This is a genomic window from Peptoniphilus senegalensis JC140 (genome assembly GCF_000321025.1).
In the GTDB taxonomy this organism is placed as follows: Bacteria; Bacillota; Clostridia; order Tissierellales; family Peptoniphilaceae; genus Peptoniphilus_A; species Peptoniphilus_A senegalensis.
Genome location: NZ_HE610718.1, coordinates 226,205 through 240,816 on the forward strand (window position 1 = coordinate 226,205; position 14,612 = coordinate 240,816).

Annotated in this window: 12 protein-coding genes; all 12 read right to left on the reverse strand. The window is 33.9% G+C overall.

The genetic code is table 11. From position 1 onward, the window contains the following. Window positions 1-476: response regulator transcription factor (locus tag PTSHG_RS09245; RefSeq protein WP_019107855.1), on the reverse strand; the 476-nt coding region annotated here is incomplete at its 3' end. 189 nt (window positions 477-665) lie between these two features. After that, window positions 666-2,741, reverse strand: a complete 2,076-nt coding sequence (locus PTSHG_RS05340) for a heavy metal translocating P-type ATPase (RefSeq protein WP_019107856.1) — start codon at window positions 2,739-2,741, stop codon at window positions 666-668. Window position 2,742: 1 nt separating this feature from the next. Further along, on the reverse strand, window positions 2,743-3,042 hold the full coding sequence (locus tag PTSHG_RS05345; protein ID WP_019107857.1) for a DUF6110 family protein: 300 nt from the start codon (window positions 3,040-3,042) through the stop codon (window positions 2,743-2,745). A 149-nt stretch (window positions 3,043-3,191) separates the two neighbouring features. After that, window positions 3,192-4,871, reverse strand: coding sequence for a sensor histidine kinase (locus PTSHG_RS05350; protein WP_019107858.1), 1,680 nt, complete (start codon window positions 4,869-4,871; stop codon window positions 3,192-3,194). A gap of 1 nt (window position 4,872) precedes the next feature. Further along, window positions 4,873-5,553, reverse strand: a complete 681-nt coding sequence (locus PTSHG_RS05355) for a response regulator transcription factor (protein WP_019107859.1) — start codon at window positions 5,551-5,553, stop codon at window positions 4,873-4,875. Between the two features lie 4 nt (window positions 5,554-5,557). Then, window positions 5,558-6,187 (reverse strand): phosphate signaling complex protein PhoU, encoded by a 630-nt coding sequence (gene phoU, locus PTSHG_RS05360; RefSeq protein ID WP_019107860.1) that lies wholly within the window; start codon window positions 6,185-6,187, stop codon window positions 5,558-5,560. Continuing rightward, window positions 6,187-6,942 carry a phosphate ABC transporter ATP-binding protein PstB gene (pstB, locus tag PTSHG_RS05365; RefSeq protein WP_019107861.1) on the reverse strand — a complete coding sequence of 252 codons (756 nt, stop codon included), beginning with the start codon at window positions 6,940-6,942 and terminating at the stop codon, window positions 6,187-6,189. The genes phoU and pstB overlap by 1 nt, the downstream gene beginning before the upstream one ends. After that, window positions 6,942-7,823: a phosphate ABC transporter permease PstA gene (gene pstA / locus PTSHG_RS05370; protein ID WP_019107862.1), complete on the reverse strand. Its 882-nt coding sequence runs from the start codon at window positions 7,821-7,823 to the stop codon at window positions 6,942-6,944. Before pstA ends, pstB begins: the two co-directional genes overlap by 1 nt. Beyond that, window positions 7,816-8,724, reverse strand: a complete 909-nt coding sequence (gene pstC, locus PTSHG_RS05375) for a phosphate ABC transporter permease subunit PstC (RefSeq protein ID WP_019107863.1) — start codon at window positions 8,722-8,724, stop codon at window positions 7,816-7,818. The genes pstA and pstC overlap by 8 nt, the downstream gene beginning before the upstream one ends. A gap of 49 nt (window positions 8,725-8,773) precedes the next feature. Continuing rightward, window positions 8,774-9,700: a substrate-binding domain-containing protein gene (locus PTSHG_RS05380; protein ID WP_019107864.1), complete on the reverse strand. Its 927-nt coding sequence runs from the start codon at window positions 9,698-9,700 to the stop codon at window positions 8,774-8,776. 180 nt (window positions 9,701-9,880) lie between these two features. Continuing rightward, window positions 9,881-13,882 carry an FtsX-like permease family protein gene (locus PTSHG_RS05385; RefSeq protein WP_019107865.1) on the reverse strand — a complete coding sequence of 1,334 codons (4,002 nt, stop codon included), beginning with the start codon at window positions 13,880-13,882 and terminating at the stop codon, window positions 9,881-9,883. A 7-nt stretch (window positions 13,883-13,889) separates the two neighbouring features. Continuing rightward, the gene (locus tag PTSHG_RS05390; RefSeq protein WP_019107866.1) at window positions 13,890-14,591 is read right to left on the reverse strand and encodes an ABC transporter ATP-binding protein; all 702 of its coding nucleotides are present in this window, start codon (window positions 14,589-14,591) and stop codon (window positions 13,890-13,892) included. Window positions 14,592-14,612: the final 21 nt, after the last annotated feature.

Genomic DNA, 14,612 nt, shown 5'->3' on the forward strand with positions numbered 1-14,612 from the left:
ATTAAATAATACAAAATTTTTATCTCTGTCCTAGTGAAATCTATATTTTGATTATTTACATAGAAAATATTTTTATTAAAATTAAAGTCTAGACCATCTTTATTATAAATGTTTAGATCGCTAGGGGCTATTTTTTCAAAAGCTCTTTTTATCTTTGCTTCTAAGATTCCTAAAGAAAAAGGTTTAGTTAAATAGTCGTCTGCACCTAAACTTATTGCAGAAATTATATATGCTTCTAGATCTATGGCTGATAAAACTATAATAGGAATAGATGAAGTTTGTCTCGTTAATTTTATTATTTCAAGTCCATCTCCATCTGGTAAGTTCATATCAAGTAAAATTAAGTCAGCTTTATCAATAAAGCTTTTGGCTTCACTAATTGTGCTTACAGAAAAAATTTCATATTCTTTATTTAAGGCTATGGAAATTCCTTTATTTAAATTTTTATCATCTTCAATTATTAGTATCTTCTTCATAATCTATCCCTGAAAATTTTTTTACTCCTCAAAAAATTTCTGCTTTATAACTCTCATAAAGATTATTATACAACATTTTAAAAATGAATATTTGCAAATTACTTTATTCTATAAATCTAAATTAATATTTGTAAAAAAATAAAGCCTCTGGGGCTTTATTTCTTTTTACAATTTCTTAAATTTCTAAACTTATACTCTATAGTCTCTCATATTTCTTCCTGCAATGGCAACTGTTGATGCGTTGTGTAGGAAGGCTGAGTTTGTATTTGTCAAATGTCCTGTTACTCCAAGGGCAATTAGAGCTCCATTGAAAGTTATTATCTCTCTATAATTTCTGTGGATTCTTTTTTCTAAGGACTTTGCAATTTTTATCACATCTATAAGTTCCTTTAATGAGTCGGACTTTATTGATATGTCTGCAATTTCCTTTGCAATATCCGCCCCTTCGTGCATTGAAATACCCACATCTGCTGATGAAAGTGCAATTGAATCGTTAATTCCGTCGCCAATCATGACAACTGTTCTTCCATTTGCCTTTTCACTTTCAACATAATCTTTTTTATCTTCTGGCAATACTTGAGCTTTGTAATAATCAAGTTCTAATTTTTCCGCTACAGCCCTTGCAGAATTTTCTGCGTCGCCAGTTAACATGGAAATTTTCATGAAACCAAGTTGTCTTAATGAATCAATTGTGTATTTTGCGTCTTCTCGAATTGGATCATCAATGCAGATTACTGCAATTAATTTTTCATCAAAGGCAAGATATAAAAGTGAATAATCTTCTTTTAATTTGTCTATTTTATTTCTTTGCTCTTCATCTATTTTTATTTTCTCATCTTCTAAGATGAAGTGAGCTGACCCAATTAGGGCAACTTTATCGCCAATTTTTGATTTTATTCCATGGGCTACAATGTACTCTGGCTTTGAGTGCATTTCTTCGTGGTTAAGATTTTTATCCTTTGCAGCTTTTACAACGGCATTTGCTATTGAATGTGGGAAATGCTCTTCAAGACAAGCTGCAATTCTCAAACATTCATCTTCGTCATTGTCATAAAAGGCTATAACTTTTTCAACTTTTGGCTCTGACTTTGTAAGGGTTCCCGTCTTGTCAAAAATAATTGAATCGGCTTGGGCAAGTTTTTCCAAGTATCTTCCGCCCTTTACGAGAATTTCTCTTTCTGATGCAGAAGAAATTGCCTTCATAGTTGCAATTGGCATTGTAAGTTTAAGTGCACAGGAAAAATCTACCATTAAAAATGATTTTGCTTTTATAAAATCTCTTGTCAATAGATAAGTAAGACCTGCTCCCAAGAAAGAATATTTAACAATTGAGTCAGCTATTGACTCTGCCTTCTTCTCCGCTAGAGATTTATTTTTTTCGCTCTCGCCAATTAATTCAATTATATGATTTATCCTCGACTGATCATATTTTTTTGTAGTTTTAACGAGGATTGCTCCTTCTTCTAAAACTGTACCTGCAAATACTGTTTTACCTTCAGTCTTTTTAACAGCAAGGGACTCTCCAGTAAGGGATGATTCATTTACCATACCAAAGCCCTTAACTATTTCTCCATCAACTGGTATTGTCGAGCCCATATTGACTTCAACAACTTCATTAATTCCAACATCTTCTAACTTTTTAAGATACTTCTTATCGCCTTCAAGAACAAAAACTTTATCTACATTTAGTTTAAGCGATTGAGCAAGGTCTTCCTTTGACTTCTTTAGAGTGTAGTCTTCTAATTCTTCTCCAAGTCCAAGAAGGAACATAATATTTCCTGCGTCGCCAAACTCTCCGTCTAAGATAGAAATTCCAATTGCTGTTGCATCTAATAGTTCAACATTTAGTTTTCTATCTCTAATGCTCTTTAAGCCAGCCTTAATATAAGGAATAGACTTTATAATAACTCCTATTGGCCTAAGTGGCATAGGCATAATATGAGCAAAGAAAATTCTCCTATACATTGCATCTCGAAGTATGTGGAAAAGTTCTCTATCTTCTTGTGGAATAAAGTCTACATCATCAATTTCAAAATCTCTTAGTTCTTCTAAATCGAAGTCTAAGATAAATTTCGCAATCTGTGGCAAATATTTTTCTTCATAATTTACAATAATTGAATTTGCTAAAATTGAAATCTTGCATGATTTCACGCCAGAGACTTTTTCAATTTTATATTTTAATTTATTTACATCGCATTCTCTAAGCTTGTCTTCATATATAAAACGACATCTGCCTAGAGTTCTACTGGCAATACTTGCAATCATATTATTTTTCTACTTCTTCTGAAATTTCTTCTTTTTCTTCTACAACTTTTTCAATGTCTAATTGAGCTTTTCTTTCAGCTTCTTTTTTTTCATCTTCAGCTTTTTTTACTTTAGCTTCTGCAACAATATCTTCAGTTGATACTTTTACACATTCAACACTCTTGTCAATTCCTTCTTTAATCTTTAATCCTTCAGCAACAGTGTTTACAGCAATTCTCTTTACAGTTTGTGAGGAAAGAATTTTGCCACCAATAGCTCCTGCTACAAATCCTAATCCTAAATTAATTAATTTTTTCTTCATATCATAACCTCCTATTTTTTAAGATAATACTATCATTTAATTTTGTCAATAATTAAAAATATTATAAAAAAACTGACTCAATGAGCCAGTCTTTAAGGTCTTATTAAAATGTATTATTAAATTAGTTTACAATTCATTCTGTTGTTACTTTATATTTCCCTTCTGTCTTTTCTTAAAATTATTTTAAATTGTGTTCCTCTTCCAAGTTCTGAACTTATTTCAAGTTTTCCATCAATTGACTGAAGAACATGTTTTACAATAGAAAGTCCAAGTCCTGTGCCGCCAATTTTTCTTGACCTTGACTTGTCTACTCGGTAAAATCTTTCGAAAATCCTTGCCAAGTCCTTTGATGGAATTCCTATGCCTGTATCAGTAATTAGGATTTCATAATTTTTTGTGTCTTCTGAGATCTTTATGTCTAGCTTGCCGCCATCTTTGTTGTATTTTAAACCGTTATTTATAAGGTTGGCAAAGAGCTCCCACATCATAGTTTTGTTTTCATATACAAGTCCATCGCCTTCTAGAGTAACAGCAATATTTTTCTCGTCAATTAAATTTCTCTGTGCCCTTAAAATATCCCTTATGAGTTCCTTTAATTTTATCTCTTCACGAGAAAAAGTCTTTTCACTTTCAAGCCCAGATATTTTCATTATGTCTTCTATTAAATTTAAAAGTCTCTTGGAGTCATCGTAAATGAGTTTGTAAAATTCTTCCTTGTTGGCGTCATCTACCATTCCATTGACAAGTAACTCTGAAAAACCACAAATTGATGTAAGAGGTGTCTTTAATTCGTGGCCCACATTTGAAGAAAACTCTTCACGAAGTCTTAGTGCCCTTATTTCTTCTGTTTCATCAATGAATAATATTACTACTCCCCTAACTTTTTTGTCTTCAAAAACTGGATTTACATAAAATTTGAATTCTCTTTCTCCAATGTTTGTAATAGATTCGGCGCTAGAACCCATTAGGGCATCGTCAATTAGCTTTATAAGGTCATCATCTCTTATTAAATTTAAAATATTTTCTCCAAGGAGTTCTCTTTTAGAATTAAAAAGTTTCCTTGCAGACTTATTTACAGAGAGCAAGTTTTTATTTTCATCTACTATTATAAGTGACTCTTTCATATTTTTTAAAATAGTCTCGATTGTATCCCTTTCTCGACTAATCTGTCTATAATTGTCCTTTATAGTTTTATTTTGCTTGTTTATTTTATTAATAAAAGGACTTATCTCAGGAAATTTATCTGTGTCTATGCTTAAAAGATCTTCCTTTAAATTGTTTAAAGGCTCAAAAGTTTTCTTTGTTAGCCTACCTGAAACCAAAGTCGCCACAATAAAAACTAAAAGTGCCATAAGTAAATCAATAGGTATTACTTTTCTAAAAGCGCCAAGGAGGTTGTCCATTTCTCTTGAGACCCTAATTATATTTCCATCATCGAGTTTTAAGCTCACATAGTAGAGGTCTTTGGATAGAGTAGTTGAGTATCTTTCTACTTGTGCAAATCCATTTTCCTTTGCCTTTATAACTTCTAGTCTGTCCTTGTGTGTAGGGAGAAAATGTGCATCTTCAGAAGAATCAAAAATTACATCTCCATCTTCTTTTATTAGAGTAATCCTAAAGTCCCTCTTCTTCTTTGCTATTTTTTCTAAAAATTTTTCGTCATCATCTATTTTGTTTAAGGTTTCGCCCATAACGATGACTATATTTGAAAGGCCTTTGTTTGATCTGTCTACATAGACAGAGTAATAGATAAACATGGAAACTATAGTAGAAAGAAAAAGTGTAAGAAGTGATATGCCTAATAGGTATCTAAAAAATCTTCTCTTCATATCAATCCTTCCTTGAAAGCATATAGCCCACGCCCCTTATAGTCTTTATATAATTTCTCTTGTCCTTTAATTTGTCGCGAAGAAGTTTTATGTGCATATCCACAGTTCTTGTTTCGCCTTCATAATCGTAACCCCAAATATATGTTAAGAGCTTTTCACGAGAGATTACTATTTCTTTATTTAAAATTAAATACTTTAAAAGTTCATATTCTTTAAAGGTAAAGTCAACTTCTTCGCCGTCAATTGTTACAATTCTCTTTAAGTTGTTCATGACAATGCCGCCAAACTCTAAAATATTTCTGTCTTTATCAATTGTGCTTGCCCTTCTAGCTATGGCACCAACTCTTGACAAAAGTTCCATTACAGAGAAGGGCTTTTTGATATAATCATCAGCGCCGCCATCAAGAGCAGAGATTATGTCATACTCAGAAGTCTTTGCCGTTATCATCATGACCCAAATATTTTTTGTATCTTCCTTTTCCTTTAGTCTAGTTAAAATTTCTCTTCCATCAATATCTGGAAGCATAATGTCAAGGAGGACAATGTCTGGCTTTTTTTCATTTAACTTTTCAAAAAAGTCCTTGCCATTTTCAAAGCAATAGACCTCGTATCCCTTGCTCCTAAGTGAATATTCAATTAATTTTAAAATTGATGTGTCATCTTCTACTACATAAATTAGCATTAAATCATCCTTTTATAGAAAACATTACCCACTTTGCAATATTAACGGCGTGATCTGCAATTCTCTCCAAATATTTTGCAATCATGATAAAATCAATTGCCGCCGCTGGGTCAAAATCTGACTTAATTATATCAATTAATTCATCTCTTATCATCACAAAATAATTATCTATGACATCATCATCCTCATCAATTTTTTTTGCAGAGTCCATGTCTAAATTTACAAAGGAGTCAATTGATTTGTTTAATAGAGCAATAGTTGAGTCTGCCATTTCTTTTATAAGCGGAAACCTAGAAGTATCGTAGTCATGAGGCAGCATCATGCAAATTTCTGCTATGTCTCTTGTGTTGTCGCCAATTCTTTCCATGTCAGTAATCATTTTTAGTGCAGAGGAAACTCTCCTAAGATCTCCTGCTGCTGGTTGTTGCTCAACGAAAATCTTTAAGCATTGCTTTTGGATAATGCCTTCGTAGACATCTGTCCTCTCTTCATAATTTGAAACTTCTTCAGCAATTTTTTCGTCTTTTTCATCTAATAGAGAGATTGCCTTTTTAATTGCACCCTCATTTATCATTGCCATCTCTAAAAGTAAGTTGTTTAAATGTCTTAATTCTTCATCAAATTTCTTTCTCATTAGCCGAACCTTCCTGTTACATATAATTCTGTTTTTTCTTCCCTTGGGTTTGTAAATATGTCAATAGTGTTTCCATATTCAACAATTACTCCATGAAGGAAGAAGGCAGTCTTGTCAGAAATTCTTGATGCTTGTTGCATATTGTGAGTAACCATTACTATTGTGTATTGTTCCTTTAATTCTTGTGCAAGGTCTTCAATCTTTCCTGTAGAAATTGGGTCAAGAGCAGAAGTTGGCTCGTCCATTAAAATTACTTCAGGATTTACTGCAAGTGCTCTTGCTATACAAAGTCTTTGTTGTTGTCCACCAGAAATTGAAAGGGCAGATTTTTTCAAGTCATCCTTTACCTCATCCCAAATTGCTGCTTGTTTAAGTGAGGACTCAACAATTTCATCAAGCTCTGTCTTATTTTTTATGCCGTGAGTCTTTGGACCATAGGCAATATTTTCGTAGATGCTCATTGGAAAGGGGTTAGGTTGTTGAAATACCATTCCCACTCTCTTTCTTAGTTTATTTACATCATAATTCTTGGCGTAAATATCTTCGCCATCAAGAGTTATTTCCCCCTCTATCCTACAAGCTACTACTAGGTCATTCATTCTATTTAAACATTTTAGTAAAGTTGACTTCCCACAACCAGAAGGCCCTATAAAAGATAATATTTCATTCTCTATAATGTCTAAATTAATATTGTGAAGTGCCTTAAAGTCTCCATAGTATAAGTCGAGATCTTTGACATTCATCTTTGATTTCATTATTTTACCTCCCTAAGTTTATCTGCAAGTTTAGTTGATGACCAGTTAATTAAAAGTACAAGAATCAAAAGCACCATGCCTGTTGCATAAGCTTCGCCCACGTGTTTGCCTTCAGATGATAGTACATACATGTGTAGGGCAAGTGTCCTTGATGATGATTTAAGTGACGTTGGAAGGGATGTTGCTGTTCCCAAAGTGTACATTAGGGCAGCAGTCTCTCCAACTACACGGCCAACTGATAAAATTATTCCAGATAAAATTCCTGGGATTGCAATTGGAAGTACAAGCTTAAAAATTGTTCTAAGCTTGCCTGCTCCCAGAGCAAAAGAGCCTTGTCTTATTGATGGATGAACTGATTTTAAAGCTTCTTCCGTTGCTCTCATTATAATTGGAAGAATCATAATAGAAACAGTTAAAACACCAGATATTACAGAGAAACCCATCTTTAGCTTTAGACCAAAGAATAGCATACCAAATAATCCATAAACAATTGATGGGATGCCAGCAAGGGTTTCTGTTGCAAGTCTTATTGCCTTTACAAGTTTATTTTCCATAGCAGTATATTCAACTAAGAATATAGCAGTGAAGATCCCTATCGGCGATGCAAATAAAATTGCAAGGACAACTGTAAGAAGGGTTGTAATTATTGCAGGGCCCATAGATACATTTTCTGATGTGTAGTGTAGGGAAAGCATGTCTGGTCTAAAGGACATTGCTCCCTTGAAAACTACAAAGACTACAATAAATACAAGAACTGCAAAGGTCATGGCTGAGAAAAGTCTAGTAGTAATTCTGTAAAAGGACAGACCTTTTATAAAGTGAAGTCCAAATACTAGAGCAAGAAGAAATAATAACACGCCAATTGTAATATATTTAACCATTGTTTTCGCCCCTACTCTTTCCTATAAAAAATCCAATATTAATTAGAAGAATGAAAATAAATAGGACTGCTGCAGTTGCTATGAGAGCTTGTCTGTGTTCGCCAGCTGCATAAGCCATTTCCATTACTATATTTGTTGTCATAGTTCTAATTCCCTTTAGGGGATTTAGTGTAAGTCTCGTTTGATTTCCTGCTACTAATACTACTGCCATTGTTTCCCCAATTGCACGACCAACGCCGAGAATTATTCCAGCAAAGATACCAGACTTTGCAGCAGGCACCATTACTCTTGTAATTGTTTCGTCGTGAGTTGCGCCAAGGGAAAGTGAGCCTTGGTAAAAAGACTGAGGAACAGTCCTAAGAGAGGCTTCTGCCATAGAAATTATGGTTGGCAAAACCATGATGAGAAGAAGTATTGCTGCAGATAACATATTCATACCTGTGCCGCCAAAAACTTCTCTATTAATTGGCACAATAACTGTAAGGGCAAAAAAACCATATACAATTGAAGGTATGCCTGTCATAAGATTTAGGGCAGGTTTTAAAATTCTATAAATATTTTTTGGACAATCAAATGCCAAGTAACAAGCCACCATTATTGAAACTGGCACTGCTGTAATACATGACATTGCAGTGATTAAGACAGAACCAATTATCATTGGTAAAATCCCATAAGATGCTGGCACATTCATAGGCGTCCAAGCGTCATTAAGGACAAAGTTTTTTACTCCAACTTTTCCAATAAAAGCAAGGGAATCTTTAAAAATAAATATACATATCAATAACAAAAATAAAATTGACAGTATGGAGCAAATTAGGAAGAAATACTTAAATACTTCTTCCTTTGTAAATGCCTTTCTTTGGTTTCCTTTATGGACTACCTTTTTATTAGTATCTTCCATTTTATTCATTCCTTGTACCTAATTATTTTACTATTTTATAATTCTGCAATTATTTGCTAGCTTCAGCCCAATCAGTTAATTTACCAGTGAAGATTTGTTTTAATTGATCCATTGTTAAATTTTCGCATCCATTTTCCTTGTTTACGATTACTGCGATCCCGTCTCTTGCTATTACTGTAAATTCAAGAGCTTTCTTTTCTTCGTCCTTAAGTTCTCTTGACGCCATACCAAGCTCAGCAGTTCCTTCCATTGCAGCAGTCATACCAGCAGAAGAACCGTTAGATTGAATGTCGATTTGAACCTTAGGATTTTTAGCCTTGTAAGCTTCAGCAAGTTTTTCCATTAGAGGAGAAACTGAAGTTGAACCAGCAATTGTGATGTGCCCATCATTGTCAATAGCTTCGTATTTAGCACCACTTGCGTCTCCAACATAACCTTCATCTTGGCAAATCTTTTGTCCTTCGTCAGACATGATAAAAGTGATTAAATCCTTAACCTTTGCATCTACGTCAGCCTTGTAAGCGAGGTTAAAGGGTCTTGCAAGTTTATAGTCGCCAGATTTTATGTTTTCAGGAGTAGCTTCAAGCCCTTCAACTTTTAGAGCCTTAACACTATCCTTTAGAGAGCCAAGTGAAATATAACCAATAGATGCCTTGTCATTTTCAACACTTGTAAGAACTGCATCAGTAGAAGATTGAACTACTGCTTCAGCATAAGTGTTGTCGATTTCTTTGTCGCCGTCTTTAACAAGAACTCCAGTAAGTTCAGTGAAGGCAGATCTAGTACCTGAACCTTGTTCTCTTGTTATAACATTAATAGTTCCAAGATCAGCTGCATTTGAACCTGCTTCTTCTTGTTTAGTATCATTCTTAGGCGCATTAGCAGTTGCCTCTTCCTTTTTATTCCCTCCACAAGCTACAAGAGATGCTGCCAAAGCAAGAATCATTCCAACTTTACCAATTTTTCTAATTTCCATTATTATCTTCCTTTCAAATATAATTTTTAATTTCAAGGCTATTATAGAAAGACTTTGTAAATTTGAAAGATGGCTCTTGTAAATTTCATGTAAAATATTTTACATACTGTGAAAGAAGTGTGAAAATTTGGGAAATGTTGTTATATTAAAAAAACCGAAGCTTCATACTTCGGTCAATTTTTATTCATTAGACTTTAGTGCGTCTAGGGCATTTATTTTCTTTATCCTAAAGTGGAAAATTATCATTATTACTGTATTGACGAAAGTTGTGATTATACCTGCAAGTATAAATGGTTTTGGACTCAAGCTTTCAGGAAGCATTGCCATAAATGGTACTACTATTTGCAAGACTGAGTAGTGCAAAATTTTGCCAACCACTAATCCTATTAATATTCCAATAATGGCAAGGATATAAGTTTCCTTGTAAATATAGGATGTGGTTTCCTTTGGATAAAAGCCAAGGACTTTTATTGTTGAAACTTCTCTTATTCTCTCTTCAATATTTATATTTGTAAGATTATACAAAACTACAACTTCCAAAAGTGTTGTCACTATTAAAATTATTATTTCCACCTTTGTTATTGAATATAAAAATTGATTTAGGACATCTTTCATGTCGTCAATATTTGTAATGTTAAAGACTGCCTTATTTTCTATTGTCTTCTTTGTAAAGTCATCTTTGTTAAAATTATGAGGGACCTTTATTAAGTCTGTGTTTGCCGCAAATTTTGAGCCAGTTACTTTTTCAAAGTAATTTTTATCCATGTAGACATTGTGACCAAGATAAAATTCTGTTATGCCTGATACTTCTACTTCAAATTCATTTCCGTAAACATCGCGAAGGTAAAGGGGATCGCCAACTTTTATTTTTTTAAGCTTGGAGAGTTTTTCTGTTATTATAACTCCCCTCTTTCCTATTTCAAGTTTTTCTCCACTGTCCTTGTCCCTTAATGCAACAAAATTTTTAAATTCTTCCTTATTCTCTGGCACAACCACATTTACATTTTGGTCGATTTCATTGTAATCCACAGTAAATATTTCTTCGTAAGTCTTTGTGTAGTCTAAATTTTTTTCATCAATTGATTTTCTGTAAGCTTCATAGGCATCTTCGTCAAATTTGCTGTCATATAATACAGATATGTCATATTTCAAAATTTCTTTAAACTGCAATTTTTCTACATCTTTTACAGATTCTGATATTCCAAATCCCAAGACAAGCAATGCCGCACACCCCATGACTCCAACTACAGTCATAAACATTCTCTTCTTTGACAAGAATAAATTTCTCGCAGTAACCTTTGATAGAAAGCTCATTTTGTTCCAAATAAAAGGAATTTTTTCAAGCATTATTCTGTTGCCCTTTGATGGGGCTTTGCCACGAAGTAGATAGGCGGTCCTTTCCTTTAAGTTTTTGTTTACTGTAATTATTGCCGCAACTGTTGTAAATAAAAATCCAATGACAATGGCAAAGAGCATCCTAAGTGGGAATAAACCTATTATTAAATGATCTTCAAATATTGTCTTAGTGGAATAGGCATTTCCAATTATATAGGTCAATAAGTAGGATCCAATTATTGCACCAAGACTTCCGCCAATTAAGGATGCAAGAGAGCCATAGAGGAAGAATTTTCTTCCTATTTCCCTATTTGTATAACCCAAAGCCTTGTAGGTTCCTATTATGAGTCTATTTTCGTCTACCATCCTTGTCATTGTAGTGAAACAAACTAGAAGTGCTATGGCAAAGAAAAATATTGGAAAGATAAAGGAAAGTCCGTCAACTCTTTTTGCATAGTCAATATAGGTGTTAATATCTCCTGACAAATGCCTTGGCGTAATTGTGTAGCGAGGTTGTTTTATAAGACTTAAATATTTTCTTCCGTATTCAATTTTTCCTCTTGCATCGGCAATTTTTTCTTCCGCTTCTTTGGACTTGTCCTCGTATTCATTCTTGCCTTTCTTTAAATCTTTTTCTGTCTTGTAAAGCTTGTCCTTGGCATCATCTAACTTGTCCCTTCCCTTTTTTAGCTCTTCATCAAGTTTTTCCTCTCCTCTTTGGAGTTCATCTGTGCCAGACAAATATTTTTCCTTGGCTCTGGAAAGTTTTTCTCTGCCTTCTACATATTCATCGTACTTTTCCTCGTACTCCTCCTTGCCACTTTCGTAGTCGGCACTTCCCTTGTCTAGTTTTTCTTGTGACTCGTCAAGTTTCTTTTTAGCTTTTTTAAGTTCTTCCTTGGCATCTTGAAGTTTTCTTTTATTCTTTTCTATTTCATCCTTGCTCTTTGCGTATTCTTCTTCGCCCTTTTCTGCCTCAAAAATTCCCTCTTCAAGTTGCTTTTTGCCCTCTTCTATCTGGGTCTTTGTGCCGTCTAGTGTAGCTCTTGCCCCAACTAATTTTTTTTCACTTTCATTTATCTTTTGGATTGCAGCTTTGCCCTCTTTTACCTTTTCCTTTAAATCATTTATATTTCCTGCTACCCCACCAGGCAACTCTTTATTTATCTCTTCAATTGCCTTATCTATTTCGGCTTTTGAATTATTTAAAAATTCAAGTTTTTTATTTAAAGCATCTTTATTTTTTTGAAGTTCAGATTTTTTTACTTCTAAGCCTGTAATTTGTGCAGCAAGCTTTGCCTTCTCTTCAGCTGATAAATTTGGATCATCTTGAGCCGACTTTAAATTTATAATTTCAGCATCAACTTGTGCAATAGCTGATTCAACTTCCTTTATCTGTGAATTTGTATTGGCAATTTCATTTTCAATATTTGGAAGTTTATTTAAAATTCCATCTGCAGTGTCAAGAATTTCATCTAGGGCATAAATTTTTTCAACTGCATCCTCATAGGAAGTCGCACCCATTTGATTTGTCAGCTCTTGCTTTCCAGCTTCAAGCTGAGCCTTTCCACTGCCATATTCCTTTTCGCCCTCTTCATATTTTTTCATTCCTTCAGAGAGTTTTACCTTGGAATCTTCAATTTTTTGCCAGCCGTCGTCTAATTTTTTTCTGCCTTCAAGGAGCTTGTCTTCTCCCTCTTTTAAAGCCTTTTCTGAAGCTTCTAATTCGCCAAGTCCCTTTTGGTACTTCTCCTTGCCATCAGTCAGTTTTTCTCTTCCAGAATTTAATTCACTCTTTGCATCTTCAAGTTTTTTCTTGCCATCGTTTAACTTTTCGTAGCCATCTAAAAGCTTTCTTTCTCCGTCATCAATTTCCACAGATGCCTTGTAAAGTTTATCTCTATTTTTTGAAATTTCAGATTCTGCATCCTTTTTTTCTTTCTTGTACTTGTCTAGGCCCTCTTTGTAGTCCTTCTTTCCTTTATTCAAGTCCTCTCTACCTTTGACAAGTTTATCCTTTGCATCAGTGAGTTTACCCTCTGCATCAGTAATTTTGTCTTCAGCATCACTTATTTTTCCAGAAATTTCATCTTGTATAGAAGCAAGTCTCTTTTTGGGTCTATTTTTTAAATCAATCTTTATGGCTCTCGTCTTCTTGTCCATGTAGTCTACATATTCCTTGTCAGAAGTCATAAGTCCCTCTGTGCCCAAAAATTTAATTTTAGCAAGAGTAGGATCCCCAGAAAAATTCCCATCGTCAATATAGGCAAAGTAAGAAATTTTCCCATAGCCTCTTTCAGAATAAGTGTTATTTTTATCCTGAATGAAATCAAGAGAATTGGCAAAGCCAACCACCTTATAGGAAAGTCTCTTTAGGTCATTGTCATCATCGTCATCATTATCCTCTTTAAAGGAAATGATGTCGCCAATTTTTTTGCCATCTTTTTTCATTCTTGCATCAAGAACAATTTCGTCCGATGATTTTATATTTCTTCCCTCAACAATTTCAGGTTTAGAAATTTCATAGGGCATGTTAAGAACTTTTATGACAATTGAGTCTCCCTCCAAGAAAACATCCTTGTCATAGCCATATTCAAGCTCAGAGATGTCATCTTCGCCCTCAATAATTTTTTTGTCCTCATCTTCAAGACCAATAGGCACAGAAATTTTTAGGTCCTCTTGATTTAATTTTTTTATCTTGTCGTCAATGGTGTTTCTCATAATTTTGCCTGTAGAAATTAGACCAATTAAGACAAAAACACCAAGAAAGACAATAATCATAATTGAGATAAATCTAGGAAGAGAATTTTTTATCTCCCTAAAATTATCTTTGTCGCCAGATTTCACTCTGCACCTACCATTCTATTTCCATAATATCCCTTGGATTTTTATTTATAATAACATCTTTAACTTTAGCATCAGAAATTTCAATAAGTCTATCTGCTGAATCCTTTATTGCAGAATTATGAGTAATTAAAACCACTGTAGTATCTGTTGTCCTAGTTAAATCTTGCAAGAGCTTTAAAATTTGCTTGCCTGTGTGATAATCAAGAGCTCCCGTTGGCTCATCGCAAAGGAGAAGCTTTGGATTTTTTGCAATTGCACGAGCAATAGAAACCCTTTGTTGTTCGCCACCAGAAAGTTGTGAAGGGAAGTTATCCATTCTCTCGCCAAGTCCCACAGATTTTAAAACTTCCTCTGGATTCTTTGCATTTTTTACAATTTGCGTTGCAAGCTCTACATTTTCTAGAGCCGTTAAATTTGGAATGAGGTTGTAAAATTGAAAGACAAAACCCATGTCATTTCTTCTGTATTCTGTAAGATCTTTTTCATTATAGAGGGCAATATTTTTGCCATTAACCAAAAGCTCACCACTTGAAGGGCTGTCGAGACCTCCTAAAATATTTAAAAAAGTGGACTTGCCAGCACCAGATGCCCCAAGAATTATTGCAAATTCATTTTTTTCTATTTCAAAATTTAATTTATCATTTGCCATTACTGTTCTCTCGCCAATGTTATAGACCTTGGAAAGATTTTTAACTTCAATAAAAGCCATAGTATCACCTGATGCTATTAT